Raw genomic sequence first — 25,994 nt, 5'->3', positions numbered from 1 at the left:
TCACTCCTCTGGGCAGTTCAACTGCGTCGGCCCTGGGCAAAATCATGCCACTGCCGGTTCAAATGGGTAAAAAGGGTCATCAGCGGGGCGAAGCGATCGGGTGCGCCCTCCCACTGGGACAACAGATGGTAGCCCGCTTCCAGGGTCGAGAGCGCCTCAGGAAACGGCTTCTTGCGAATGGAATATTGCCCCGCGACGGCATCCAGCCCAATTCGCGGCAACTGCTGCAACTCGGGGTTGCTGTGCAGCATCCGGTAGGCCTTGCGCCAGGTGCCATCGAGCAGCAGAAAACAGACTCGGCGAGCCGGCTCAGCCGTCTCCCTCTCTCTCACCTCGGCAAGGGTGATGGCCTCCTCATCCGGCCACAGCAGATAACACTGCAGCGCGGGATCGGCCAACAAGGCCGCCAGCTCGGGGACGTCGGCCACCTGTTCACCCACATGCAGACGGGCCTGCGCCAGCGAGGCGGCCAAAAGGACGGCGGTTCCCTTGGGATGACCCACCTCCCCCGGATGCTGCAGGATGTGCAGGGGCGCATGGGGTGAAACCGGCCGAATATAATCGCACAGACAGGCTTTGAGGGCTCTGGTGCAACGTGTACAGTATCGACTCTTGTTGTCGTCGGACTGTTTCATGTTGTCAGAAAAATCAGGATTGCTCTGGGTCATCACGCTTTCACTCGCCAGTTTGCTGCTCTTTTTCACCGTGCCGAATCACCAGCTCTCCTTCGATCGCACCCTGATAGCCCAGGGTGAAGGGTGGCGCATCATAACAGGCAATCTGGCCCACACCAATCTGTGGCACCTGTTGCTCAACCTGAGCGGGCTGTGCGTGCTCTACAGCCTGTTTCGTGAATACCTGACAGGCTGTCGCCTGCCGCTGCTGCTGCTGTTGCTGGGGAGCGCCGTCGGGCTCGGCATCTGGTGGTGGTGTCCGCAGACCCAGTGGTACATGGGGCTGTCGGGAGCGTTGCACGGCCTGTTCGTGTGGGGCGCGCTGCAGGATATCCGCTATCGCCGTCACTCCGGCTGGTTGATGCTGGCAGGGGTAGCGATCAAGCTTGGGGTGGATTTCTACAGTGCGGGGGAAAGTCCGGTGTCCGCCCTCATCGGGGCCAGGGTACACATTGAATCACATCTGATTGGCTCGGGCGCCGGCCTGTTGCTCGGCCTGCTGCCGGTCACCCTGCGCCCCCACGCCGTCAAGGAGTGAGCCTGCACCGGATGCAATGCCGGCCCCATCGGGCCGGCATTCTCTTTTTTTATCAGCGACCCGCCAGCTCTGCGTTGATGCCGGCCAGCATGGCGGCAGGATCGGCCGCCTGGGTGATGGGGCGGCCAATCACCAGATAGTCGGCACCCGCCTCCACCGCCGCCAGCGGCGTCATGACCCGGCGCTGATCCCCGGCGGCCGAACCGGTGGGGCGGATCCCCGGCGTCACCAACTTGAACTCGTCACCGAGCAGCGCCTTGAGCTCGTGTGCTTCGTTGGCGGAGCAGACCACCCCGTCCAACCCGGCCTCCTTGGTCAATTTGGCCAGCCGGATCACCTGCTCAGCCGGCGTCACATCAAGGCCCAGCGGCGCCATGTCGGACTGCTCCATGCTGGTCAGCACGGTCACCCCGATAAGCAACGGCGCCTTGTCACCATAAGGCAGCAGCGCCTCCTTGGCGGCCCGCATCATCCGCTCGCCACCGCTGGCGTGCACGTTCACCATCCAGACGCCGAGTTCGGCACTGGCGGCGACCGCCTTGGCGACGGTGTTGGGAATGTCGTGAAACTTCAGATCCAGAAAGACATCGAACCCCTTGGCAACCAGCTGACGCACGAACTGGGGGCCAAACAGGGTAAACATCTCCTTGCCTACCTTGAGACGGCACTGGGCCGGGGAGATACGTTCAATGAAGGCGAAGGCATCGGCCTCGTGCTGATAATCCAGCGCAACCAGTACTTTGGGATCTAGCATCTCACTTCCTATCGATGGTTATGCGCCGTCCGGAGCGAGTCCGGCCCGGCCTGAAAAAACCAGGCCACAGGGGCCTGGTTGATGACATTGTTGTGGCTCTTACTCCCCGTCCAGACCGCGGATCGGCTTGATGGCTCCCCACTGGCGGCAGGAGGGGCACTGCCAGAACAGGGAGTGGGTGGCAAACCCGCACTGCCGGCACTTGTGGGTGGACTTGATCTTGATCTGCTCGTCGACCAGCGCCTTGAGCATGGTCAGGCTCTCCTTGGCCTGCCCCTCTTCAGCACCACGCAACTGCAGCGCCATCAGGTGCTGGAAGCCGCGTAGCGACGGCGTGCGCCGCAGCTGGCGCAGCACCAGCTCGGAAGCTGCCTCGCGCCCGTTGTGGCGCTCCACATAATCGGCCAGCCGCAAGGTGACCGGGAAGCCGGCCCGCGCCTCCTGGGCCTGGCCGAGCAGCTCGGGGATACGCGCCTCCTCGCCGCACAGCTCCAGGCTCTCGCACAGGGGTTCCAGCACTTCGCTCGCGAAATCGATGTCCTGGGTCAGCACCCGCTCAAACTCGCGGGCCGCCTGGCGCGGATCGCCCTCCCCCTTGGCCAGCCAGCCGAGGCCGAGCGAGGCACGCACGCAGTTGCCGTCGGCGGCCAAGGCCTTGCGAAAACGCAGCTGGGCCTGCTTGCGATTCTCTTCGCGCAGGGCCATGTCGGCCAGCTCGCACTGGTAATGGGCGATAGTGGGGGCCAGCTTCTTGCCCTGGAATTTTTGCAACCGCTCGCTCACCGCGATCGCCTTCTCCCAATCACGCAGCTGCTGATAGATGAGCTGCAACTGGGCCAGCGCCGTCTCCTCATACTCCCCGTCCTCGGTGAGCTCTAGCCACAGCTTCTCGGCCCGATCGAGCAAACCGGCGGCGAGGAAGTCCCGCGCCAGCTCCTGCAGGGCAAGCTGACGCTGCTCCATGGTGAGCTGGCGGGTGATGAGGTTCTGGTGGATCTTGATGGCCCGGTCTACCTCACCCCGTTGACGGAACAGGTTGCCAAGGGAGAGGTGGGTTTCGATGGTCTCGCTGTCCACTTCCAGCAGTTGGATAAAGAGATCCACCGCCTTGTCAGATTCATCGGAGAGCAAATAATTGAGGCCCGCCACGTACTGGCGGGAAAACTGGTTACTCTGTTTCTGGGTGTCCTGGCGAACACTCCTGCGCCCCATATACCAGCCGTAGCCGGCGGCAATGGGCAACAGCAGGAAAAGCAGTTCAAGCATCGAGGGACATTATTCCTTGGCAGCCGTTCGGGCCAGCTCCAATTCACGGGATTGACGGCGCATGGTGCGATTGAGGGTGCGGTTTTGCATCTTGAGGCGCAAGAACAGCAAACCGAAGACCAGCCAGCCCAGCAGGAAGCCACCACCAAAGAAGAATCCCAGCAACATGGAGAGCGAGAACTCCCCTTGGGCAATCAGATAATTGAACTGCACCAGCTGGCCATTTTGCGAACCGATGGCCAGCGTCAGGATAAACACCAGCACCAGCGGAATGAGGGCCAAGATACGCTTCATAGGAGCTCCCTGTCAGTAGCTAATGAGAGGCTGATTATCCTTAAAATCACCGGCAGACTCTAGAGCGAATGGGAAAAGACTTGGCAAAACCGGACAATTGCCACAATAGAAACCGTAAAAACAAAAAAGGCATACCCAGGTATGCCATTTTCTGCATTATTCGATGATGTTCACGCGCTCGCGTAACTCTTTGCCGGGCTTGAAATGCGGAACATATTTCCCGGTCAATTCAACCTTGTCCCCGGTCTTGGGGTTGCGGCCCACACGGGGTGCACGATAGTGCAATGAAAAACTTCCAAATCCGCGGATTTCAATCCGGTCGCCGTTTTGCAAAGTCGACGCCATCTGCTCAAGGATCTCCTTGATGGCGGCTTCGACATCTTTGGCCGGCATATGCATGCGGCTGGCAGCCAATTGTTCGATGAGATCTGATTTGGTCATAACGTTAAATCTCCTTCCCCGATCACATGCAATATTCATTACGCCAAGATAAAAAAGGGCGGCGTGACACGCCGCCCTTTTCTTGCATCAAGGATTATTCACCCTTGGCGGCTTTGAACGCTTCAGCCATGGCATTGCTGAACACAACTTCTTCTTGTTGGTTCAGGTTGTCGATGGCAACACGCTCGTCAGCCTCGTCCTTGGCGCGGACAGACAGGCTCACGGTGCGGTTCTTGCGATCAACGCCCATGAATTTAGCTTCAACTTCGTCACCAACAGACAGCACCAGAGTGGCGTCTTCTACGCGGTCACGAGCAGCGTCGGAGGCACGCAGGTAGCCTTCTACGCCGTCAGCCAGTTCGATCACGGCACCCTTGGCATCAACCTCGGTAACCTTACCCTTCACAATAGCACCTTTCTTGTTGTCAGACAGGTACTTATTGAACGGGTCTTCTTCGATCTGCTTGACGCCCAGGGAGATGCGCTCACGCTCCGGGTCAACTTGCAGAACAACGGCTTCGATTTCGTCGCCTTTCTTGAATTCACGAACTGCTTCTTCACCCTGGTTGTTCCAGGAGATGTCAGACAGGTGAACCAGGCCGTCGATGCCGCCGTCCAGACCGATGAAGATACCGAAGTCAGTGATGGACTTGATCTTGCCGGAAACACGGTCGCCCTTGGCGTGGGTTTCGGCAAACAGCTGCCACGGGTTGGATTTGCACTGCTTCAGACCCAGGGAGATACGACGACGCTCTTCGTCGATGTCCAGAACCATCACGTCAACCACGTCGCCAACGTTAACAACCTTGGACGGGTGGATGTTCTTGTTGGTCCAATCCATCTCGGATACGTGTACCAGGCCTTCAACGCCTTCTTCGATTTCAACGAAGCAGCCGTAGTCGGTCAGGTTGGTCACGCGGCCAGACAGACGGGTGGTCTCCGGGTAACGCTTGGCGATAGCAACCCAGGGATCTTCGCCCAGCTGCTTCAGACCCAGGGATACACGGGTACGCTCGCGGTCGAACTTCAGAACCTTGACTGCGATCTCGTCGCCAACGTTGACGATTTCGGAAGGATGCTTAACGCGCTTCCACGCCATGTCGGTGATGTGCAGCAGGCCGTCAACACCGCCCAGATCTACGAATGCACCGTAGTCGGTCAGGTTCTTGACGATCCCCTTAACTTCTTGACCTTCTTGCAGGTTAGCCAGCAGGCTTTCGCGCTCGGAGGTGTTCTCGGTCTCGATCACGGCACGACGGGAAACAACAACGTTGTTGCGCTTCTGGTCCAGCTTGATGACTTTGAACTCGAGTTCTTTGTTTTCCAGGTGAGCGGTGTCACGGATCGGACGCACGTCAACCAGAGAACCCGGCAGGAAGGCACGGATGCCGTTCAGTTCAACGGTGAAACCACCCTTGACCTTGCCGTTGATGATACCGATAACGGTAGCTTGCTCTTCGTAAGCTTTTTCAAGCTGCAGCCAGGCTTCGTGGCGCTTGGCTTTTTCGCGGGACAGCTTGGTTTCGCCGAAACCATCTTCGATAGAGTCCAGAGCCACGTCAACGGAGTCGCCTACGTTGATTTCCAGCTCGCCCATGGCGTTCTTGAATTCTTCAGCCGGGATAGCGGACTCGGATTTCAGACCGGCGTCAACCAGTACGAAACCATTTTCGATAGCAACGACAGTACCCTTGACGATGGAACCTTGACGGGTTTCAACGGCATTCAGGGACTCTTCAAAGAGTTGAGCAAAAGATTCGATCATTGTTTATGTCACAAATGAAACATCCACTTGTCATCCAGCACAAGCGGGGTTGTTTTAAATAATCTGCGCCATCCATGGTGCAGACGACCGGATGTCAGCTTGCGCTGGCATCGCCGAGTTGTTGCTCCGCATAGGCGAGCACCGTTGTCAGCACTTCGTCTATGGACATGGCGGTTGAATCCACCACGAGAGCATCTTCTGCCGGTTTCAGGGGGGCAACGGCGCGATTTCTGTCGCGATCGTCACGCTCCCGAATCTCGGTTAAAAGACGCTCAAAGTTAACATCAAAGCCCTTATCTTGCAACTGCTTATAGCGGCGAGCCGCCCGTTCTTCGGCGCTGGCGTCGAGGAAAATCTTCACTTCCGCCTCGGGGAAAACCACGGTGCCCATGTCGCGGCCGTCGGCGATGAGGCCGGGGGCCTGGCGAAAAGCGCGCTGACGGCGCAGCAGAGCTTCGCGCACCCGCGGGAAGGCGGCAATCTTGCTCGCGGCATTGCCCACTTCCTCGGTACGAATGGTACGGGAAACATCCTCCCCTTCCAGCACGACCTTCACCTGCTCGGCATCGACCTGGAACTGCACGTCCAGATTGGCGGCCAGGGGGACCAGCGCGGCTTCGGAATCGAGCTCGACATCGTGATGCAAGGCCGCCAGGGCCAGCACCCGGTAGATGGCGCCGGAGTCGAGCAGGTGCCAACCCAGTTTTTCCGCCAGCAACTGGCACAGGGTGCCCTTGCCGGCACCACTTGGGCCATCAATTGTCATCACGGGGGCCATCTGCGGCATAACGTCTCTCCTGCACACTTGTTGCACACATCCCGGGAGGGATGGGGTAATGGGCGCCGATTATACCCAAATGTGCCGAGCCTGGCAGTCGCCAGCACACACAATTGCGCAAAACCGGTCGCAACTGTCCTCTTTGTGTACAACGGGGCAAGCCATTAAACAGTGCAAGGTTTTGTTCTTATGGTTGTTCCGGACAAGGCGCGCTAAACTGGCCGCCCTTTTTTAAGCAGCTGTAGTAAGGAGCAACCTATGAGCAGCGTTACCCTCGTGGCCAAATCCAAGTTGCCAACCCCCTGGGGCACCTTCACGCTGGTCGGCTTTCAGGAAACCGGCACCGGCAAGGATCACGCCGCGCTGGTGATGGGCGATATCACGGGTGATGAGCCGGTGCTGGGCCGAATTCACTCCGAGTGCCTGACCGGCGATGCCCTGTTCAGTCTGCGTTGCGACTGCGGCTTCCAGCTGCAGGCCGCACTGGAAAACATCGCCAAGGCGGGCCGTGGCGTCTTGTTGTACGTGCGTCAGGAAGGACGCGGCATCGGTCTGCTCAACAAGATCCGGGCCTATCATCTACAGGATCAGGGCGCCGACACCGTTGAAGCCAACGTGGCGCTCGGCTTTGCCGCCGACATGCGCGACTACACCATCTGCGCTGACATGCTCAAGCAGCTGGAGGTGAAATCCCTCAAGCTGATGACCAACAACCCGCGCAAGATGAAGGCGATGGAATCCTTCGGTATTCCGGTGGCTGAGCGGGTGCCCCTGCAGGAAGGGCGCAATCCCCACAACGAGTTCTACCTCTCGACCAAGGCCAACAAGCTGGATCACATGTTCAAGAAGTGATCCCGCCTCGCCGCTCGTCGCCATGAAAAACGCCTCCCATCGGGAGGCGTTTTTTGTTGCTCTCGTATCGCCGCGGCGCTAGCGGATGGGCAGCTCGATATCGGCAAACATGGCATCCACGTCGTCGCTGGAGCGCAGCGCAATGGCCCGCTCCACCACATCCCGGGTCAGATGGGGGGCAAAGCGGGTCATGAAGTCATACATGTAGGTGCGCAGGAAGGAGCCCTTGCGAAAGCCGATCTTGGTGGTGCTGTGGGCAAACAGGTGGCTTGCATCGAGGGCCACCAGATCGGTATCGACCTGGGGATCCAGCGCCATGGTCGCCATCACGCCAATCCCTACCCCCAGCCGGACATAGGTCTTGATCACGTCCGCGTCGGTGGCGGTGAAGACGATGTTGGGCTCGAAACCGGCCCGGTTGAAGGCGGTATCGAGCTCGGAGCGACCGGTAAAGCCGAACACATAGGTCACCAGCGGGAAGCGGGCGATGTCGGCGATGGAGAGCTTGCCGACCTGGGTCAACGGGTGGCCCTTGGGCACGATCACGCTGCGGTTCCAGTGATAGCAGGGCAGCATGATGAGATCTTCGTACAGGTGCAGCGCCTCGGTGGCGATGGCAAAGTCCGCCTGTCCCTTGACCACGGCTTCGCTGATCTGGGTCGGCGTGCCCTGATGCATGTGCAGGGAGACCTTGGGAAAGCGCTTGATGAAGCCTTTTATCACGTCAGGCAGTGCATAACGGGCCTGGGTGTGGGTCGTCGCGATATGGAGCGTGCCCTGTTCGGGGTGAGTGTGCTGACTCGCCACCGACTTGATGCTCTCCACCTTGCCTAGGATCTCGTTGGCAATCTTGATCACGTCCCGTCCAGCCGGGGTGATCTGGGTCAGGTGTTTGCCGCTGCGCTCGAAAATCTGGATCCCCAGCTCATCTTCCAGCATGCGCACCTGCTTGCTGATCCCTGGCTGAGAGGTGTAGAGACTCTCTGCCGTTGCCGACACGTTCAGTCTGTGGTTGGCAACCTCAACGATATAACGCAATTGTTGGAGTTTCATGATGTTAGGCTCTAAAGGCGACTTGAACTAATACTAACAAACTTTTGCCTGATAGCCTTTCCTTCTTGGCCATTTATGGCTGTGCCTGCGCCAGCAGAAAATCCCGCAAGGCCCGGTTGGCCATGGAGAGCGGATCCCCCCGCCGCCACGCCACACAGAGATCGAGAAAGATCGGGGGCGCGAACGGGATCCCGGTCAGGGCCGGCTCTTCGTCCAGCGCCATCCGCAAGAAGGTGGTCACCGCAAAGCCCTGCTTCACCACCGCCTTGAGCAGCGGGATGAGGTTGCTCTCAAAGGCGATGTCGGGCTCGCAGCCCAGCCCCTGAGCCAGCGCTTCCATGTGCTCGCGGTGATAGAAGCCACGGCGAAACATCGCCAGCTCCTGGCTGAAGAACTCGCTCAACGACACACTCCGGGCCTGACGCAGCGGATGCTCCTCCCCCACCACCATCAACATCTCTTCACGCAGCAGCTGGGCCCCTTCCAGCGCCGGCGGCAGATCGCTGGTGATGAGGATGGCGAGATCCAGCGAGCCGTCCACCATCCGGCTCAACAGCTCGCGGGTACCCGCCTCCTCCACCCGGATCTTGAGGCCGGGGTAGCGGTGCTTGAAGGCCATCAGGATCGGCGGGAAGTAATAGGAGCCCATCATGTAGGGGATGCCGATGCGCACCTCTCCGCGCTCCAGCCCCTTGAGCTCGGCCATCTCGGCCTCGGCCTGGTGCATCTGGCGCAGCAGGCGCTCGGCATGACGGCAGAGCACCTCCCCTTCCGGGGTGAGCCGCACGTTGCGATCCTGACGGTCGAACAGGCGCAGCTCGAGCTGCTGCTCCAGCTTGGCGATGGCCATGCTGATGGCGGGCTGTGCCACGTGCAACCCGTTGGCCGCCTTGGTAAAGGAGCCGGCATCCCGCACCGCCAGCAGATAGGTGAGCTGTTTGAGGTCCATATCAATTTGGTTTATCAGATGGATAACTTAAATATATTATATTTATGTTCTGGCGCGCACTAACCTGCAACAAAGCTGTCAGGACAATTGCATATGATCGAAGTCGGTAGTCGTGAATGGATCCGCGCCACCCTGGCCCTCAGCCTGGGCTCCTTCCTGGTGTTTCTCAATCTCTATCAAACCCACCCCCTGCTGCCGCTGCTGGCCGAGGTATTTTCCGTCAGCTCGCTGTCGGCCGGCTGGACTCTGGCCGGCTGCACCGCAGGGCTCGCCGCCTCGCTGCTCGTCTGCGCCCGGCTGGCGGATCGCTTCGGTCGGCGCCGGATCATGTTGTGGAGCCTGGCCGGCGCCATCCTGATCTCCCTGCTCATCAGCCTGGTCAGCCAGTTTGAACAGCTGTTGCTGTTGCGGATCCTGCAGGGTGTGCTGCTGGCGGGGCTGCCCGCCACCGCCATCGCCTACATGGGGGAAGAGTTCAGCAAGCGGGCCCTGCTCTCCGCCGTCGGCGTCTACATCGCCGCCAACTCGCTGGGGGGCATCGCCGGCCGGGTGGTCGGCGGCCTGCTGGCCGGCTGGTTTGGCGACTGGCAGCACACCTTTCTCGGCATCGGCCTCATCAGCCTGGCCCTGCTGCCCCTCGTCATCTGGTTGCTGCCGGCCCAGACCCGTTTCGTGCCCATCATCGCCAAGCCGGGCCAGTTTCGCCAGGCCATCACCAGCCACCTCGGCAACCCGCTGCTGGTGGGGGCCTACCTCATCGGCGGCCTCAACTTCATGGTGTTTCTGAACCAATTCAGCTACCTCACCTTCCTGCTGGCCAGCCCCCCCTTCTCCTTGCCGACCCAGTGGCTCGGCATGCTGTTTCTGACCTATCTGTCGGGGACGGTGGCCTCCTCCCTCAGCGGGCGCTGCGCCCATCGCTGGGGGGCACAGCGTCTGCTGCTGATCGGCATAGCCCTGATGGCGCTCGGCAGCGCCCTGCTGCTGTGCGGCTCGCTCGGAGCCATCCTGTCGGGTCTGCTCATCTCGAGTTTCGGCTTTTTTCTGGCCCACGCCTGCGCCAGCGCCTGGGTCGGCCAGCACGTGGAGCACAACCGGGCGCTCGCCTCATCGCTCTATCTGGTGGGTTACTATCTGGGGGCCAGTCTGGGGGGACTTTATCTTCACCCCTTCTGGGAGCAGGGAGGACTCGGGGGATTGGTGCTCGGCATCGAGCTGGTACTGGTCATCACGGCGGGATTGAGCCTCTGGCTCGGCCATTTGAAGGGACGCCCCGCCCGCCCCCGCATCTGTCATCCCTGACGCCATTCCTGATATCAGACGGGGCCAGTCAAGCGGCTCCGTCTCATCAAGCCTGGTCGTAGTATCCGGCAGGCACCGGCACCACGGCGCCGCTCGCCAGCTCTTCCTCGATCACCTCGGCCAAGGTGCGCAGATGGAATTTGATCTGCCCAGAGGCCAGCATCACCGCCACATCGGGATTGCGTTCATCATTCAGGTTGCCGGTCTTGAAGGCCACCTCGGGATGGGCCGTCAGCAAGGCGTCCAGCGAAGGCACCACCAGCTCGATATGTTCCAGCCCGGCCTGATGGCTGCGACCGGGTTTGGGCGCCGCCAGCTCGATGCAGGGCACGCTGCCGTGGGCATGGGGCACAGGTTGATGCAGGCGGTAGGTGGCGATGGGCCGTCCGCCGATCATCCCCTCCACCAGCAGGTCGCCATGGGTTGCCAGCAGCCCCTTCAGGGTCTGGTACTCCACCAGGGTGGCGGCCCGATAGCAGAGGTGGTCGACCTCGATGGCGGCGGGATGAATGGCAAGTGCGTCCAGCTCGGTCAACAGCTGGCAAACAAATGGGGCCATCGGCCCCAGTGTGGTATCGAGTGGATGTGACATGATCACCATTTCTTCTTGGGTTGGAACAAGACGTCCAGTTCGTCCGCCTCTTTGTCCTTGATGTTTTGCAGCTCTTTTTCGCTGTGCTCTTGGAGATGGGCGTCGAGTCCGGCCAGCCCCTGGCGCATGTCCTCTTCCCGCGCCATCAGGTAGGGATCTTTATCCGCGACGCTGGCCAGAGCGGAGAGCCCCTTGGTGTAGAGCTGGCGACAGGTGCCGTATTGCCCCTGGATCTGGGCATCCATGGCTCGCTTCACCAGGTTGGCGATGTTGACCTTGAGCTGCATCAGCTCGAGGCGGCGATCCTCCTGGGCAAAGCCCTGCGGATCTATCTTGCCCTTGTTGTGTTCGACCCGCAGCACGGCCCGCATCTTCTTGACCAGCTGCAACATCTGGATGGCCTGACGATCCGATTCGGGGGTCTTGAAGTGCCCCTCATCCTGGCTGCTGTAATTCTCCTGCACGTTCTTGATCTGGGTCTGCACATCGACAATGCGCTGCTTGATCTGGGCATTGGGCATCACCAGGGCGATGGCACGATAGGCATCGAGGATCCGGTGCTGCAACAGCAGCACTATGTTCTTGGAGAAGGGCACCAGGTTGACGTTGAGCAGCATCTCTTCGGTTTCATCCACCACCGACTTGTAGCGGGCGATGGCGTGACGCTTGTCGGCCTCAGCCTTCTGCTTATATTGCTGCATCACGTTATAGGCGATGACCAGAAACAGGAGTGCGCCAATAGACAGCAATACCAAGGTTAAAATCATAGGAAGTCCAAACTCCTGTCCCAATTCAATTGCGTGATCCTACAACAGCTTACCTAGTTAAGGTAGTCCGCACCGCAAGGCTTGCCCCCGATTTATGCCGCAAGGTAGCCGTAAAAACGGGGGAAAACCGGGATCACGCGGCGCTGGCGACACCGCCATTACCCCTTAGTATCGCCCATCGGGCTCATTACTTGAGGCTGAAGCCCCGGGATCGCAGGAAATCCTGCATGAAGGGCCGCGCCTCCTTGCCAAGAATGCCCCGGATCTGGCCGCTCCAGCTCTGCTGCTTGTTGTTGCTGCTGCGGGACTGGTAATACGCCTCGATCTGCCGGTCATAGCTGGCAAGCAGCTCCCGATCCAGTTCGGCCTGATAGCAATTTTCATGCACCACCAGAGCGCGGGGCAAGCGGGGTTTTTGCTCAGGCGCCTGAGCCGGATGGCCGAGACAGAGGCCGAACAGCGGGATCACCTGATGCGGCAGACCCACCGCCTCGCTCACCGCAGCCGGGTTGTTGCGGATCCCGCCGATATAGACTCCGCCAAGCCCCATGGATTGGGCTGCCAGCAGGGCATTCTGGGCCATCAGAGCGCCGTCGATGGCGCCGATCAACAGCTGTTCGACAAAGCCGGTCTGGGCATCCGGAACCACCTCGCAGTGGCGATGATAATCCGAGCAAAAGAGCAGGAACTCGGCCGCCTGGGCCACATAGGCCTGATGCCCCGCCAGTTCGGCAAGCTGGCTGCGCAGGGCCTTGTCGGTCACCCGGATGATGCTGTTGGCCTGCAGAAAGCTGGAGCTGGAGGCGGCCTGGGCCGCACTCAGGATCTGGTCGAGCTGGGCTTCACTGATGGGCTCGGCGGTAAATTGACGAATGGAGCGATGGGCAAGAATAAGGTCGAGAGTCGGGTTCATGTTGCCTCCATATGAAGAAGCCCACACTCTACCCAAAAACTACGGGGGGCCCAAGGCCCCCCGTACCAGCATTACAACACGCACACCGGCTAACCGGCCAGCGGATAGTTGCCCGCCTTGCAGCTGACCACGAAGCCGCTCTCTTCCACCTGCGCCACCGACATTGGCTTGCTGAACAAAAACCCCTGAAACACGTGGCAGCCCTGGGTGCGCAGGGCGGCCAGTTCGTGTTCGTCCTCCACCCCTTCGGCCATGATGCCAAGGCCCAGGCTGGTGGCCATGGCGACGGTGGCCCGGATCACCGGCAGGTTGAGCCCCACCACGAAGGAGCGATCCAGCTTGATGGTGTCGATGGGCAGCCGGTTGAGATAGGCCAGCGACGAGTAGCCGGTGCCGAAATCGTCGATGGCAATCTTGATCCCTTGCTCGCTCAGGCCATCGAGGATCTCGATGCACCCCTTCATGTCCAGCATCAATACCGTCTCGGTCAGCTCCAGCGTGAGCAGGCCGGCATCCACGCCAAACTCTTTGAGCTGCTGGGCCACCAGCTCCGGCAGGGAGGACGAGAGCTGAAAGCCGGATAGATTGACCGACACCGGCACGCTCACCCGCCACTCCTTCTGCCAGTGTGCCATCTGGGCCAGTGCCGTCGACAACACCCAGCCACCTATCTCGCGGATGAGCCCCATCTCTTCCGCCAGCGGGATGAATTCCACCGGCGAGACATGGCCCAATACGGGATTGTGCCAGCGCAGCAGCGCCTCGTACCCGAGCAACCTGCCTTTTGCCACATCCACCTGGGGCTGGTAGCAGAGGCTGAGCTCCCCCCGCCCGATGGCCTTGGCCAGAAACTGCTTCAGGGTCAGCTTGCGATGCAGGGTCTGCTGCATGCTGGGGGTGAAACGCTGCCAGCGCAGCCGCCCCATCTGCTTGGCCTGATACATGGCCATGTCGGCGCGGGTGATGAGGTTGTCGCCATCGTCCGCATCATCCGGATAGATGGCGATGCCGATGCTGCCGCCTATGGTCACCTCGGGCACCCCGCTCAACTGCAACGGCTTGGTCATCTGGGAAAGCATGAGATCGGCCACCTCCTGCGCCCGATCGCTGGAGTGGCTGAGCGGCACCAGCGCGGTAAATTCGTCGCCACCGAGCCGGGCCAGCTCCACATCGCGCGGACAGATCTGCTTGAGCCGGCCGGCGACCCGCTCCAGCAGCCGGTCACCGGCCTTGTGGCCGTAGTTGTCGTTGACCAGCTTGAAGTTGTCCAGGTCCATGAACACCAGGGCGAAGCGCCCGCCCAGCCCGCAATAGGCTTCCAGCGATTTCATCAAGCCATAGCGATTGAGCAGCCCGGTCAGCGAGTCGTGCCAGGCCAGGTGGCGATGTTCCAGCTCCTCCAGCTTGCGGTCGGTGATGTCACGCATGGTGAGCAGGATCTGGGCCCCCTGCTGGATGTGACGAAACTGGTACTGAAACCAGCGCATCCCCTTGAGGGTGCGGCACTCCCCCTCTGCCACCACTTCATCGAGCCGGGAGAGCTTCTGATAGAAGGCGTCGTCATTGCCGGAGAAGAGCTGGGAGAGGTGATGTACCTCATCGCCGAAGCACATCTCGAAGTGGTGATTGCCGCTCTCGAGCCGGCCCAGGTTGTCAAACAGGCAGGCCAGGGTATCGCCGGTGGCGAGGGAGGACTCCTGATAGAGGGTGTCGGCATCGATGACCGCCTCGGTCATCATCATCAGCCGCCCCGCCAGCTGGATACCGGAGAGGCGCAAATAAACCTGTTTCTTTACCCCCTTTGGGGAGAGGGTCCACCACTCGCTGTAGCTGCGCCCCTGCTGAAAGTCCCCGAGGTAGCGCTGCAACAGCAGATCGATGGCCTGTGCCATGTCGGCCGAGAAATCGCGCGACTGCAGTTCGTCCAGCGAGCTGGCCTCCCACACATTCAAAGCGGCGCGATTGGCCCAATAGATATGGTGATGCCGGATGTCATACACCCAGATTGGGGTATGCAACACATCCATCCCGTTCAATAACCGTTCGTCTAGCGTATTCATCTAATATGGTGATTCATGGTATGTGATCACTGGGAAACCCAGCGGCGGAGAGCCCTCCCGGGCAACCGATGCTGGTACAAAATCGGATCCAGCCCATAATGGAAACAAGCATGCGCAAGGGGCTGACTTCATATGAAAACGCTACATGTGAAACCCATGGTCAGGAAAAACGGACTCACGTTGGTATTGTTGGGCATCATAGTAAGCATTGCTATGATTTTTATACTTTTTTTACTCGGTGAACAACCACTAATCCCCCCGGTCTCCGGCCTGTTGGCGGGTCTGATGATGATCTTTATCGGCTCATTGAAGCTGGTCGAGCCCCATTTCAGCCTGTCGCTCTGTCACGATTGTCTGCAATATCACCACAAATACGGCGGTTGGATCCTGAAATGGAGAAATATTCAGCGAATCGACCAGCCACGCATTCATCTGGGCTGGGATCTGGTCCCCCTGCCCTACATAGGTTTGAAGATCAAAGATTACGACGATTTTTTGACATTGATCACACCCAGATTGGCAGTGCGCCTGCTGACCGAGCAGCGTGGCGTCCTGTTGCAGGCACTGCGCAGTGAGCAACCCGAATGCATCGGCGGGGGCTGCGGCGACCCTTTTCAGGGGGAAGGCTTGCTGGAAGAGAGTCACTTTCGCTCCCCCTCCGGTCAACGTTATGAGGGGGTGATCGCCATGCTGGCCAACCGCATGACCCGGCTGCGTGATCTGCTCGGCTACGATCTGCTGGTGCCGGACAACAGCCTGGACCGGGATCCGGCCGAATTTGTCCGACTTTTGCACCAGTACCAGCGGGAGTCGAATCTAATCCAGATCAATTAAACGCCGAATTGAGCTTGCCAAGGCTGGCCGCACTTCTTAAGGTCACTGCCTTGTTACACCCAGAACACCGCTTATGAAGTACATCGAAGAGTTCTATCTGTTCGTCAAGGTGGTACAAGAGGGAGGCTTCTCCCACGCGGCCGCCGCACTGGGCATGCCCACCGGCACCATCAGTCGACGTATTTCTCAGCTGGAAGAGCAGCTCGGCTGCTCCTTGCTACACAGATCCACCCGCAAACTCCGCCTGACCGATGAAGGACTGCGCTACTACGAGCGCCTGTGCACCCCGCTCGGTGAAATCGAGCAGGCCACTGGCGAGATCCAGGGCAAAGAGGCCGACCTCAACGGCGTAATCCGCCTGGCGGCCCCCATCGCCCTCTCCAACACCATCCTGGTCGACATGCTGGCGGACTTTGGCCTGCGCTACCCCGAGGTGCAGTTCGACATCACCCAGACCAACGATCATCAACACCTGTTCGACAACGACCGGGATCTGGTGTTTTTCAACGGTGAGCTCCCCCAGTCCCTGCCCAATGCGCTCTGCCTAGGTCACATCGAATACGGCCTGTTTGCCTCCCCCCTCTATCTGGAGAAGATGGGCACCCCCTCCCATCCGGGCCAGCTGGAGGAGCATGCGCTCATCTACTGCTGGCCCCATCAGCACTGGCAACTGACCGACCGGGAGGAGCAAACGGTGCAGATCAAGCGGGCCGCCAGGCTCACCGTCAACCAGACCCAGGCCGCCGTTCGCGCGGCCAGACGGCACCTGGGGATCGTCAACGCCCCGCTCCACTACGTGCACCCCTTCCTGCAGGATGAGCAGCTGGTCGCGGTGCTGCCCGACTGGAAAACTGGCAACCGCCCCTTCTACATGTTGCGTTGCCAACCTCAGTTTGCCCCGTTGCGTGTTAAGATGTTCGCTGATTTTGTTGAAAAATACTCAGCGCGCTACCGGAGCCTGCAGTGGGACAACCAATTTTCACCGGCGACCAGCCTGTCTCATTGCATCTGACCGTTGGCGGGCCACACTTATAGCAATCCTCGTTGACCAGGCCGGCCTAACACTATGAATGTATTGATATGTGATGACTCAGGATTCGCCCGTAAACAGCTGGCCCGCGCCCTCCCCGCAGACTGGGACGTGACGCTCCACTACGCCGCCAACGGGCTGGAAGGGATAGAGCAGGTCCTGATGGGGCATGGGGATCTGATCTTTCTGGATCTGACCATGCCGGAGATGGACGGCTACGGCGTACTGGAGACCCTCAAGCGCGAAGGGCTGCGCAACAAGGTGATCGTGGTCTCCGGCGACATCCAGCCGGAAGCCTATCAGCGGGTGATGGGACTGGGGGCGCTCGACTTCATCAAGAAACCGGCCGCCCCGGAGACCCTCAGCGCCCTGTTGAAGCAGCATGATCTGTGGCAGGCCAAGGGCAGCGCCATACCGGAAGCCGCCAGCCCCGCAGCTCAGGCGATGGTCGATGCCGGCAGCATAGATACCGGCATAAAGATCAGCCCCGAAGTGCGCGATGCCTATCAGGAGCTCGCCAACGTCTCCATGGGTCAGGCCGCCGACCTGCTGGCCCGCCTGCTCAACGCCTTCGTGGTGCTGCCCATCCCCAACGTCAACGTGCTGGAGGTGTCCGAGCTGCACATGGCCCTCTCGGCCGCCGCCGACTCGGATACCCTCTCCGCCGTCTGCCAGGGCTTCATCGGCGCCGGCATCGCCGGCGAGGCGCTGATCCTGTTTCACGACTCCAGCTTCAAGGATCTGGCCCGGCTGATGAACCATCAGGGCACGCTCGATCGCAACGCCGAGCTGGAGCTCTTGATGGACACCGCCAACGTGCTGATCGGCGCTTTCCTGCGCGGCTACGCCAGCCAGCTCGATACCCCCTTCAGTCAGGGTCATCCCGTGGTGCTCGGCCAGCACAGACCCATCAACGAGCTCATCAACACCAACAAGAGTCGCTGGCGCCGCACGCTGGCCATCGAGATCAACTACCGGGTCCAGGATTACGCGGTGCAGTGCGATCTGCTGCTGCTGTTTACCGAAGATTCCATCGCCACCATGAACAACAAAATCATGCACATGCTCTAGGAGTGACCATGGAAATCCGTGAATTTCATTGGCTGATGAACATAGTCCAGAACCTGGACGTGGGGCTGGTCGTGCTCGACAAGGAGTACAGGGTGCAGGTGTGGAACGGCTTCATGGAGAGCCACAGCGGCCGGCTGGCCGGCGAGGTGCGCGATGGCGTGCTGTTCGACCTCTTCCCCGACGTGGATCGCGCCTGGTTCGAGCGCAAGGCCAACATGGTGTTCAAGCTCAACAACCGCGCCTTCAGCACCTGGGAACAGAAACCCTACCTGCTGCGCTTCTCCAACTACCGCCCCATCACGGGCTCAGCACCCCACATGTTCCAGAACCTGACCCTGGTGCCGCTGGCCGATTTTGGCGGTCAGGTGACCCACATCGCCGTGATGATCTACGACGCCACCGACGAAGCCATGCTGATGCGCGGCCAGCGCCAGGCATGAAGACACTTTGCAGCACAATGAAAACAGGGCGCCTTGGCGCCCTGTTTTGTGGTGAGGCGCTCAGCGGGCCCCGAGGTACTCGGTGAAGGCGTCGATCACCTCGTCGATGTCGTCATCGGTGATCTGCAGATGGGTCACCAGCCGCATCTCGCCGTAACCGGAGAAGAGGATCCCCCGCTCCTTCATGAAGGCAAGCAGGGGGCCGCTCTGCTCTTTTGCCAGCTGCAGGAAGACCATGTTGGTCTGCACCTGGGCCAGATCCAGGGTGATACCGGGCAAGGCGGCCAACCCTTCGGCCAGACGTCTGGCCCGGCGGTGATCGTCCGCCAGGCGGGCGACGTGCTGCTCGAGGGCAAACAGACCGGCCTGGGCCAGGATCCCCGCCTGACGCATGCCGCCCCCCAGCATCTTGCGCAGCCGTCTGGCGCGAGCGATGAAGGCGCGAGAGCCCACCAGCAGCGATCCCACCGGCGCCCCCAGCCCCTTGGAGAGGCAGATGGAGATGCTGTCAAAGGAAGCAGCCAGTTCGTGTACCCCGTGACCGCTCGCCACGGCGGCGTTGAACAGGCGCGCCCCGTCCAGATGCAGCTGCAGCCCGCGTTCGTCGACGAACTCGCGCATCGCCTGCAGGTAGTGAAGCGGCAGCACCTTGCCATTGTGGGTGTTTTCGAGGCAGACCAGCCGGGTCTGCACAAAATGGGCATCGTCAGGGGCGATGGCCGCGGCCACATCGGCCACCGCCAGCGAACCGTCAGCCTGCATGGGCACCGCCTGCAGTGCGACCGAGCCCAGCACGGCGCTCCCCTGGGCTTCATAACGATAGATGTGGGCCCCTTGGCCCACGATGGCCCCCTCCCCGCGCTGACAGTGGCTCATCACCGCCAGCAGGTTGGACATGGTGCCGGAGGGGACAAACAGCGCGGCCTCCTTGCCCAGCAGCTCGGCCCCGCGGGCCTCCAGTGCATTGACGCCGGGATCTTCCCCGTATACATCATCCCCCACCTCGGCATGCAGCATGCTCTGGCGCATGGCATCCGTGGGCTGGGTGACCGTATCACTTCGTAAATCGATATAGCGCATGACATCCCTCCTGAAGCTGGAGCATGACGTTAGCCAGCCATGGCTGGCTTGGCAAGCGGACCGTTTCCGGAATGTGAAGCCGGTGACGGCTTACCAGGGCAGCGGCTGGCCCTGCAGGTCGAGGAAGCTGCCGGACTGGGCCGGCGACAACTGGTTGAGAAGATCAAGCAGACGCGGCGCCACAAGCGCCGGATCCTGCAGGGTCTCGGTTGCCAGCTCATGCAGGAAGGGTTGATTCATGGGGGTATCCATCAGCCCGGGATGGACGGTGATCACTCCGGCGGCGGGAAAGCGTTCGCGCCACTCGTGGGCCAGCGTTTTCGCCCCCATGTTGAGCGCCGCCTTGCTCATCCGGTAGCTGTAACGGCTGCCCGTCTCGTTGGCGCCGAGGCTGCCGGCCAGATCGGAGAGGGTGCAGAGCCAGAGCCGGGTGTCCGGCGTCATGCGCCGGCTCAGGCAGGCGGCCAGAGCCAGGTGCGGCCAGGCATTGGCCAGCAGGCTGTCGCACAGCCACCTGGGGTTGACCTCCTCCACCCGCCGCTCCGGCATGAAGTTGATGTCGTGCAGCAGACCTATGGTGTTGATCACCACGCTCGGCAACGCCGCCGTGTCATAGAGGGTGAACAGGGCATCGAAGGAGAGGGCGTCCACCTCCTGCAGCGGGAAATAACAGGCGGGATCCACCCCTTTTGGCAGTTGCCGGCCAGCCAGCACCAGCTCCTCGCCGCGAGCGGACAGCTCATGTGCCAGTGCCGTGCCCAAGCCGCCGCTGCCCAAGATCAGATAGCCCATCGCCCTCTCCCCGCTGCCCTCATCTGTTTAGAGGGTATCAGAATAATCCCCGGCCGTAGCCGGGCCATCCCCATCCGGGCTTATGCCTCATGCAGGTGCCTGCCAAATTCGCGGGCCCGCGCCAGATCGAGAAACCCGTCAGACTGCTTGTGGCTGCGCAAGAACTGGTAATAGGCGAGCAGGATCACCTGCGCGTCTGCTTCCGGCAGCGACAATCCGGGCTTCTGCTCCTGTAACAGGCTGCCGGCCGCCTCCAGGGCTTCCCGATCCACTACCTCAGCCTGCCGATAGAGGTAGCCACAGCCGGTGGCGAGCCACTCCAGCGAGCAGTTGGCGGCCATGGCAATCTGGTTCGCCTTGCCAAGCCCGGGTTCAGCACCCTTCAGATATTTGCGGATCAGAGCCTCGCTCAACCCCACCTTGCGGGCAAAGGCGCTGACGCTGCCCGTTCCTATCAAGCTCTGCAAGCGTTCGGCAAAACCGTCCATTTCCTCTCCCTCAGAACCAAAGTTCGAATTAACAAAAGCCGCATTATTGCCTTGCCCACCAGAAGAGACCAAGATGCGGGCAGCATCTTTTTACCCTTATGAGCCAAGGAGCCTCCATGTCCGTATCTCGCCTCCCCCTCCACCCCGAGGGCCCGACCTTCTCCCGTCTCATCATGGGCTACTGGCGCCTGATGGAGTGGCAGCTCTCCCCGAGCGCCCTGCTGGATCTGATGAAGTACCACCTGGATCTGGGGGTCACCACCATCGATCACGCAGACATCTATGGCGGCTACCAGTGCGAGCAGGCCTTCGGCGAGGCGCTGCGCCTTGACCCCTCCCTGCGCAACCGGATGGAGATCGTCAGCAAGTGCGGCATCGCCCTCACCGCCAAGCCGGAGCACGCGCTGAATCACTACAACACCGGCAAGGCGCACATCATCGCCAGCGCCGAGGCCTCCCTGCAAAAGCTCGGCACCGATCACCTGGATCTGCTGCTGATCCACCGCCCGGATCCCCTGATGGATGCCGACGAGGTGGCCGATGCCTTCATCACCCTCAAGCAGGCGGGCAAGATCAAGCATGCCGGCGTCTCCAACTTCACAGCCCGCCAGTTCGAGCTGCTGCAGTCACGCCTGCCCTTCCCGCTGGTGACCAACCAGCTGGAGATCTCGCCGCTCAATCAGAGCACCACCCTGGACGGCACCCTGGATCAGTGCCAGCAGCTGCGCATCAAGCCGATGGCCTGGTCCTGCCTCGGGGGGGGACGCCTGTTCCAGGCCCCCGAATATGCCCCGCTGCGCGCCGAGCTCGAGCAGATCCGCCATGAGGTGGGCGCAGAGCAGATCGAGCAGGTGGTCTATGCCTGGGTCATGATGCTGCCAAGCCAGCCACTGCCGCTGATAGGCTCCGGCAAGCGGGAGCGGATCGCCGCCGCCGTGGCCTCCCAGTCCATCGTCCTCAGCCGTCAGCAGTGGTTCCGCATCCGCAAGGCGGCGCTCGGCTACGACGTGCCCTGATTTATCCGGCAAACGCCAGAAACAAAAACGGCATGGGGGAAACCCATGCCGTTTTGCGTTATCGAGGCAGCTCAGCGATGACGCTGGGGGCGACCACGTGGTGCATCTGTCTTCGGTTTGGCCTGGTTGACAGTAATCGTACGGCCACCAATCTCGGTGCCATGCAAACCGGCGATGGCTTTTTCGGCCTCGCCATTGACAGGCATTTCAATGAAGCCAAACCCCTTGGACTGACCGGTATCGCGATCGATGATGATATCGACCTTGTCTACCTGCCCAAATTGGCTGAACACGCTTTTCAGTTCGTCGGCCGTCATCCGGTACGACAGATTACCTACGTAAATCTTCATGCCATCCACTCTCGATTCAAGGTGCCTTCTCTATCCAATCACCAACACAAAGGTAAGGGCACACCCCCCATGCCGGACCTGCCGGGACGTCGTGTCCGGGCACTTCCCCGCTCCGTTTACTCAACTCATTGATCTGTTGGGCGAACAGAGCGGACAAGATCAATTCGAGTCACTGGCAGTATCTGAGCTTTGGCAAAGATTGTCGAGAAAATAGTCAGCTCATATGGGGAGCAGGGCATCCAGCAGCCCCTGCAGCGTACGCCGGCCATGCCAGGCCCGCTTAAAGCCGAAACGATAGATACCGGGTGCCACGGCGTGGGTTCCCTCACGGCCGAGCCCCATCAGCGCGGTGGCGGCGGCCAGCTGTTCTTCATCGAGCGCCAGATCCAGGCTGAAGGCCAGCCACTGACCATCGTGGCCCACCTTGCGATCCCGCTCGACCCCGACCAATGCCGCCCTGGGCAGCGCCAGCGCCTGATCGTTGCTGCCATTGAGCAGATAGAGATGGGTCTCGTCCCAGGCCAGCTCCGCCAGCCGCCAGCGCTGCCAGCTGCGAGGCAGCACCATCATCAGCAGCACGATACCGCCGAACACCAGCCCGACCCAGGGCAGCAGCCCCATCTGTGGGTAACCCAAAGCGATGGCGGCCAGCACGGTGAGCAGGCTCGCCAGCAGCAAAACCGCCATCACCGGATAGAAACGGCGGGCGGGGGGCATCAGCCAGACCAGCCCCGTTTTGTTCACCAGCTCACTGACCTTCATTCATCTCTCCTTATTCATAGACGCTGGACGCGCCATTTTTGTCGCGCATTGTGCGCGAGCCGCCCCGCAGGATGCAACCCGTGCCGCCAGCTGGATGACGGCTTCGCCGCACTCTTGATATGATTCCCTCCATCTGAGTCCATTTGCACGCTTGTCGGGAGTCTCATGCTTGCCACCACCCTGCTCTTCATGGCCAGTGCCTTTCTTGCCGAACCTCACCCCCGCCAGGCCGAGGCCATTGGCGGCTACGCCGCCGGCTGCCTCAAGAACGGGGTGGCGCTGCCGCTGAGCGGCCCCGGCTATCAGGTGATCCGCACCAAACGACTGCGCTACTACGGCCACCCCGAGCTCATCGCCTACCTCACCACCCTGGCCAACCAGACCCGCATGGCCGGCATGCCGGATCTCTACATCGCCGATCTCGCCATGGCCCGCGGCGGCCCGTTCACCTCCGGCCATCGCAGCCATCAGACCGGCCTCGATGCCGACATCTGGTTTCGCATGGCCAACCAGCCCATCTCCCGCTGGGAGCAGGATGCCCCCAAGGAGTGGGCGCTGATCGACGAACCCAGCTACCGGGTGCTGCCCGGACGCTTCGGCCCTCAGCAGCTCAATCTGCTGCGCCTGGCGGCCAGCAAGCCCGAGGTGGCCCGCATCTTCATCAACCCTGTGCTCAAGGCCGAGGTATGCAAACGGGCGGCCGATGAGCCCTGGGTCGGCAAGCTGCGTCCCTGGGTCGGCCACTTCAGCCACTTTCATGTGCGCCTGCGCTGCCCGGCCGACAGCCCGGATTGCCAGCCCCAGGCCCCGATCCCGCCCGGCAACGGCTGCGGCGCCGAGCTGGCCTCCTGGCTCAAGGACAAGCCGCAGTTGCCCAAGGTTTCGATGGCTTATCACAAACCCAGGCTGCCCGCCCGTTGTGGCGGTTGACCACAAGCTGCTATGGTGAGCCGTTATCTGTAAAAAATATCAATGGAGAACAACAAGATGGGCACTTCACTCTGGCAACGGGCAACCCGCGCCCTGTTGACCCTGACGCTGCTGCTGGGCCTGACCGGTTGCGGCATGAACAACATTCCCACCCTGGATGAGCAGGTCAAGGCGAGCTGGGGCCAGGTCGAGAACCAGTATCAGCGCCGTGCCGATCTGGTCCCCAATCTGGTGGCCACCGTCAAGGGCTACGCCAGCCACGAGCAGGAGACCCTCAAGGCGGTGACCGATGCCAGAGCCCGGGTCGGCAGCCTGCAGGTGAGCGATCCTGCCCAGCTCAAGGAGTTTGAAGCGGCCCAGAACCAGCTCTCCGGCGCCCTCTCCCGCTTGATGGTGGTGGTCGAGCGCTATCCCGAGCTCAAGGCTGATCAGCAGTTCCTCACCCTGCAGGCCCAGCTGGAAGGCACCGAGAACCGCATCTCGGTGGCGCGGCGCGACTACATAGAGGCAGTGCGCCAGTTCAATACCGAGATCCGCACCTTCCCGGGCGTCATCTGGTCCAAGCTGCTCTACTCGGATCTGGAGGCCAAACCCACGTTCAGCGCCAAACCCGGTGCCGATGAGGCGCCCAAGGTCAGCTTCCAATGAACCTCGTGATCCGTGCCCTGCTGCCCTGCCTGCTGTTGTGGACGGCGGTGGTGTCCGCCGCCCCCACCTTCCCCGCCCTGAGCGGGCGGGTGGTGGACGAGGCCAACCTGATGTCCCGCAAGCAGGCCCACCAGCTCACCCAGCAGCTGGCGGCATTCGAGAAGCGCAGCGGTATCCAGCTGGTGGTGGTCTCCATTGACACGCTGGCGGGTGACACCATCGAAGAGTACGGCTATCAGCTCGGCCGGCACTGGGGGATCGGCCAGAAAGGCAAGGACAACGGCGTACTGCTCTTGATCGCCCAGGATGAGCGCAAGGTGCGTATCGAAGTGGGCTACGGACTGGAAGGGGCCCTGCCCGACGCCATCGCCGCCAACATCATCCAGACCCGGATCCTGCCCGCGTTCAAACGCGGCGACATGGTGGCCGGGGTGGTGGCCGGCAGCCAGGCGATCATGCAGGCGCTGGCGGGCGAGTACAAACCGGTAGACAACGCCAGCAAGGACAAGCTGGGCGGCCCCTGGTTGTTCATCCTGATGGTGATTGTGATGATCGTGCTGCACAACCTGCGTGGCGGTGGCGGCGGTGGTGGTCGAGGTGGCCGGCGCCGCGCCGCTTACCTCGCCGGTGGCTTCGGTGCCGGTCGCTCCGGCGGCGGCTTTGGTGGTGGCGGTGGTTTCAGCGGAGGAGGCGGCAGTTTTGGTGGCGGCGGCGCTTCCGGTGGTTGGTAACAGGGATTAAGAGACGACACATGATTTCGAAACAGTTCTTTCACACGTTGCAGGCCAGGGTCAAACAGGCGGAGCAGGCAACCGATGCCGAGCTGGTGACCGTGCTGGCCCCCGCCAGCGACGGCTATCGCTACATCCCCACCCTGTGGGCGGCCCTGCTGGCCATGCTGACACCGCTGCTGGTGTTCGAGCTCGGCTTCTGGCTCGGCTGGTACGAGATCCTGCTGGTGCAGTGGTCGGTCTGGCTGGTGTTGAGCATCCTGTTCCACTGGACCCCCATCAAGATGTACCTGATCCCGAAACAGGTGCGCCAGCACAGGGCCGCCCTGATGGCACGCCTGCAGTTTGTCGAGCAAGGGCTGCACCGCACCCGGGATCGGCTCGGGGTGCTGATCTTCGTCTCGGTGGCCGAGCACTACGTGGAGATCCTGGTGGATGACGGCATCGCCCAGCACATCGACAACGGTCAGTGGCAGGAGATCATCGATGACTTCACCCGCCGGGTGCGCAACAAGGAGGTGGAACAGGGTTTCCTCGAGTGCATCGAGCGGACCAGCGCCATTCTGACCGACGCCTTCCCCGCTACCCGGGACCAGAACGAGCTGCCGGACAGTCTGATCATCCTCGACAAGCCCTGAACAGGATTAAAAAACCGGCATTCTGTTCAAGGGATAGGCATTCGATAAAGATTATGAAAAATAAGGGGAAAAGTGGTTGACCCCGGCAGCCCTTTCCCCTAAATTACGCCCCGTTCCAGCGCAACGGCGCAACGAACGAGGTGCTGGCTGAGCACGTTAAACAACAGACCAAAATTTGGTGAGGTG

General features: G+C 61.1%; 30 protein-coding genes. 12 read left to right on the top strand and 18 right to left on the bottom strand.

Annotated elements, in window-relative coordinates:
• Positions 1-17: 17 nt before the first annotated feature.
• A complete protein-coding gene (locus AB5Y81_RS10520) occupies positions 18-704 on the bottom strand; it encodes a tRNA-uridine aminocarboxypropyltransferase (protein ID WP_017785431.1) in 687 nt (228 codons plus the stop codon).
• On the opposite strand from AB5Y81_RS10520, the gene rrtA reads away from it, so the two are divergent.
• Complete coding sequence (rrtA, locus tag AB5Y81_RS10515) at positions 634-1,212, top strand: rhombosortase (protein WP_172442662.1); 579 nt, start codon at positions 634-636, stop codon at positions 1,210-1,212. The genes AB5Y81_RS10520 and rrtA overlap by 71 nt on opposite strands.
• 52 nt (positions 1,213-1,264) lie before the next feature.
• Here rrtA and pyrF read toward each other — a convergent pair whose 3' ends face one another.
• From pyrF to cmk, 6 genes are all read right to left on the bottom strand, one after another.
• Positions 1,265-1,966, bottom strand: coding sequence for an orotidine-5'-phosphate decarboxylase (gene pyrF, locus AB5Y81_RS10510; protein ID WP_279484476.1), 702 nt, complete (start codon positions 1,964-1,966; stop codon positions 1,265-1,267).
• A 99-nt stretch (positions 1,967-2,065) separates the two neighbouring features.
• Positions 2,066-3,232, bottom strand: coding sequence for a lipopolysaccharide assembly protein LapB (gene lapB, locus AB5Y81_RS10505; RefSeq protein WP_279484477.1), 1,167 nt, complete (start codon positions 3,230-3,232; stop codon positions 2,066-2,068).
• Positions 3,233-3,241: 9 nt separating this feature from the next.
• On the bottom strand, positions 3,242-3,526 hold the full coding sequence (locus AB5Y81_RS10500) for a LapA family protein (RefSeq protein WP_005299936.1): 285 nt from the start codon (positions 3,524-3,526) through the stop codon (positions 3,242-3,244).
• Between the two features lie 156 nt (positions 3,527-3,682).
• A complete protein-coding gene (ihfB, locus tag AB5Y81_RS10495) occupies positions 3,683-3,967 on the bottom strand; it encodes an integration host factor subunit beta (protein ID WP_005299934.1) in 285 nt (94 codons plus the stop codon).
• 94 nt (positions 3,968-4,061) lie between these two features.
• Positions 4,062-5,732: a 30S ribosomal protein S1 gene (gene rpsA / locus AB5Y81_RS10490; RefSeq protein WP_005299919.1), complete on the bottom strand. Its 1,671-nt coding sequence runs from the start codon at positions 5,730-5,732 to the stop codon at positions 4,062-4,064.
• A gap of 94 nt (positions 5,733-5,826) precedes the next feature.
• Positions 5,827-6,519: a (d)CMP kinase gene (gene cmk / locus AB5Y81_RS10485; protein WP_017786162.1), complete on the bottom strand. Its 693-nt coding sequence runs from the start codon at positions 6,517-6,519 to the stop codon at positions 5,827-5,829.
• Positions 6,520-6,768: 249 nt separating this feature from the next.
• Here cmk and ribA point away from each other — a divergent pair, with 249 nt between their 5' ends.
• Positions 6,769-7,362 carry a GTP cyclohydrolase II gene (ribA, locus tag AB5Y81_RS10480; protein WP_010634253.1) on the top strand — a complete coding sequence of 198 codons (594 nt, stop codon included), beginning with the start codon at positions 6,769-6,771 and terminating at the stop codon, positions 7,360-7,362.
• 78 nt (positions 7,363-7,440) lie between these two features.
• Here ribA and cysB read toward each other — a convergent pair whose 3' ends face one another.
• Together cysB and AB5Y81_RS10470 are read right to left on the bottom strand one after the other, a co-directional pair.
• Positions 7,441-8,415 (bottom strand): HTH-type transcriptional regulator CysB, encoded by a 975-nt coding sequence (cysB, locus tag AB5Y81_RS10475; protein WP_010634254.1) that lies wholly within the window; start codon positions 8,413-8,415, stop codon positions 7,441-7,443.
• 73 nt (positions 8,416-8,488) lie between these two features.
• Positions 8,489-9,364, bottom strand: coding sequence for a LysR family transcriptional regulator (locus tag AB5Y81_RS10470; RefSeq protein ID WP_010634255.1), 876 nt, complete (start codon positions 9,362-9,364; stop codon positions 8,489-8,491).
• A 93-nt stretch (positions 9,365-9,457) separates the two neighbouring features.
• Here AB5Y81_RS10470 and AB5Y81_RS10465 point away from each other — a divergent pair, with 93 nt between their 5' ends.
• Positions 9,458-10,666, top strand: coding sequence for an MFS transporter (locus tag AB5Y81_RS10465; protein WP_279484478.1), 1,209 nt, complete (start codon positions 9,458-9,460; stop codon positions 10,664-10,666).
• Between the two features lie 46 nt (positions 10,667-10,712).
• Here AB5Y81_RS10465 and AB5Y81_RS10460 read toward each other — a convergent pair whose 3' ends face one another.
• The 4 genes from AB5Y81_RS10460 to AB5Y81_RS10445 all read right to left on the bottom strand — a co-directional run bounded on the left by AB5Y81_RS10460 (position 10,713) and on the right by AB5Y81_RS10445 (position 14,965).
• Positions 10,713-11,267, bottom strand: coding sequence for a VOC family protein (locus AB5Y81_RS10460; RefSeq protein ID WP_279484479.1), 555 nt, complete (start codon positions 11,265-11,267; stop codon positions 10,713-10,715).
• Complete coding sequence (locus tag AB5Y81_RS10455; protein ID WP_005299895.1) at positions 11,261-12,025, bottom strand: hypothetical protein; 765 nt, start codon at positions 12,023-12,025, stop codon at positions 11,261-11,263. The genes AB5Y81_RS10460 and AB5Y81_RS10455 overlap by 7 nt, the downstream gene beginning before the upstream one ends.
• A gap of 187 nt (positions 12,026-12,212) precedes the next feature.
• A complete protein-coding gene (gene nfsA, locus AB5Y81_RS10450) occupies positions 12,213-12,938 on the bottom strand; it encodes an oxygen-insensitive NADPH nitroreductase (protein ID WP_279484480.1) in 726 nt (241 codons plus the stop codon).
• A gap of 89 nt (positions 12,939-13,027) precedes the next feature.
• Complete coding sequence (locus AB5Y81_RS10445) at positions 13,028-14,965, bottom strand: bifunctional diguanylate cyclase/phosphodiesterase (RefSeq protein ID WP_010634259.1); 1,938 nt, start codon at positions 14,963-14,965, stop codon at positions 13,028-13,030.
• A 165-nt stretch (positions 14,966-15,130) separates the two neighbouring features.
• On the opposite strand from AB5Y81_RS10445, the gene AB5Y81_RS10440 reads away from it, so the two are divergent.
• From AB5Y81_RS10440 to AB5Y81_RS10425, 4 genes are all read left to right on the top strand, one after another.
• Positions 15,131-15,832: a DUF2982 domain-containing protein gene (locus tag AB5Y81_RS10440; protein WP_005299887.1), complete on the top strand. Its 702-nt coding sequence runs from the start codon at positions 15,131-15,133 to the stop codon at positions 15,830-15,832.
• 73 nt (positions 15,833-15,905) lie between these two features.
• Positions 15,906-16,844 (top strand): LysR family transcriptional regulator, encoded by a 939-nt coding sequence (locus AB5Y81_RS10435; RefSeq protein WP_005299884.1) that lies wholly within the window; start codon positions 15,906-15,908, stop codon positions 16,842-16,844.
• A gap of 54 nt (positions 16,845-16,898) precedes the next feature.
• A complete protein-coding gene (locus AB5Y81_RS10430; protein ID WP_279484482.1) occupies positions 16,899-17,933 on the top strand; it encodes a response regulator in 1,035 nt (344 codons plus the stop codon).
• 8 nt (positions 17,934-17,941) lie between these two features.
• Positions 17,942-18,373, top strand: a complete 432-nt coding sequence (locus AB5Y81_RS10425; RefSeq protein WP_010634261.1) for a PAS domain-containing protein — start codon at positions 17,942-17,944, stop codon at positions 18,371-18,373.
• A 60-nt stretch (positions 18,374-18,433) separates the two neighbouring features.
• Here AB5Y81_RS10425 and ltaE read toward each other — a convergent pair whose 3' ends face one another.
• From ltaE to AB5Y81_RS10410, 3 genes are all read right to left on the bottom strand, one after another.
• Positions 18,434-19,453 carry a low-specificity L-threonine aldolase gene (gene ltaE, locus AB5Y81_RS10420; RefSeq protein ID WP_279484483.1) on the bottom strand — a complete coding sequence of 340 codons (1,020 nt, stop codon included), beginning with the start codon at positions 19,451-19,453 and terminating at the stop codon, positions 18,434-18,436.
• A gap of 90 nt (positions 19,454-19,543) precedes the next feature.
• Entirely contained in the window at positions 19,544-20,245 is a 702-nt protein-coding gene (locus AB5Y81_RS10415; protein WP_139724647.1) for a short-chain dehydrogenase, read from the bottom strand.
• A gap of 80 nt (positions 20,246-20,325) precedes the next feature.
• Positions 20,326-20,733, bottom strand: a complete 408-nt coding sequence (locus AB5Y81_RS10410) for a helix-turn-helix transcriptional regulator (RefSeq protein WP_279484484.1) — start codon at positions 20,731-20,733, stop codon at positions 20,326-20,328.
• A gap of 116 nt (positions 20,734-20,849) precedes the next feature.
• Here AB5Y81_RS10410 and AB5Y81_RS10405 point away from each other — a divergent pair, with 116 nt between their 5' ends.
• On the top strand, positions 20,850-21,749 hold the full coding sequence (locus AB5Y81_RS10405; protein WP_005299866.1) for an aldo/keto reductase family oxidoreductase: 900 nt from the start codon (positions 20,850-20,852) through the stop codon (positions 21,747-21,749).
• Positions 21,750-21,820: 71 nt separating this feature from the next.
• Here AB5Y81_RS10405 and AB5Y81_RS10400 read toward each other — a convergent pair whose 3' ends face one another.
• Positions 21,821-22,099 carry an RNA-binding protein gene (locus tag AB5Y81_RS10400; protein ID WP_026141388.1) on the bottom strand — a complete coding sequence of 93 codons (279 nt, stop codon included), beginning with the start codon at positions 22,097-22,099 and terminating at the stop codon, positions 21,821-21,823.
• Positions 22,100-22,318: 219 nt separating this feature from the next.
• Complete coding sequence (locus tag AB5Y81_RS10395) at positions 22,319-22,861, bottom strand: hypothetical protein (protein ID WP_017787266.1); 543 nt, start codon at positions 22,859-22,861, stop codon at positions 22,319-22,321.
• Positions 22,862-23,026: 165 nt separating this feature from the next.
• Between AB5Y81_RS10395 and mepA the strand changes: the two genes are divergently transcribed.
• The 4 genes from mepA to AB5Y81_RS10375 are packed head-to-tail and all read left to right on the top strand — an operon-like array spanning position 23,027 to position 25,808.
• A complete protein-coding gene (mepA, locus tag AB5Y81_RS10390) occupies positions 23,027-23,791 on the top strand; it encodes a penicillin-insensitive murein endopeptidase (protein WP_010634266.1) in 765 nt (254 codons plus the stop codon).
• A 42-nt stretch (positions 23,792-23,833) separates the two neighbouring features.
• Positions 23,834-24,439, top strand: coding sequence for a LemA family protein (locus AB5Y81_RS10385; RefSeq protein ID WP_017784544.1), 606 nt, complete (start codon positions 23,834-23,836; stop codon positions 24,437-24,439).
• A complete protein-coding gene (locus AB5Y81_RS10380; RefSeq protein WP_017781668.1) occupies positions 24,436-25,170 on the top strand; it encodes a YgcG family protein in 735 nt (244 codons plus the stop codon). Before AB5Y81_RS10385 ends, AB5Y81_RS10380 begins: the two co-directional genes overlap by 4 nt.
• A 20-nt stretch (positions 25,171-25,190) precedes the next feature.
• Positions 25,191-25,808, top strand: coding sequence for a TPM domain-containing protein (locus AB5Y81_RS10375; protein ID WP_054545085.1), 618 nt, complete (start codon positions 25,191-25,193; stop codon positions 25,806-25,808).
• The last annotated feature ends 186 nt before the right edge of the window (positions 25,809-25,994 follow it).

Source organism: Aeromonas sp. s2 (assembly GCF_040907935.1).
Classification (GTDB): Bacteria; Pseudomonadota; Gammaproteobacteria; order Enterobacterales; family Aeromonadaceae; genus Aeromonas; species Aeromonas dhakensis.
The sequence above is the reverse complement of the archived record's forward strand: the minus strand, read 5'-3'. Positions and strand labels throughout refer to the sequence as shown.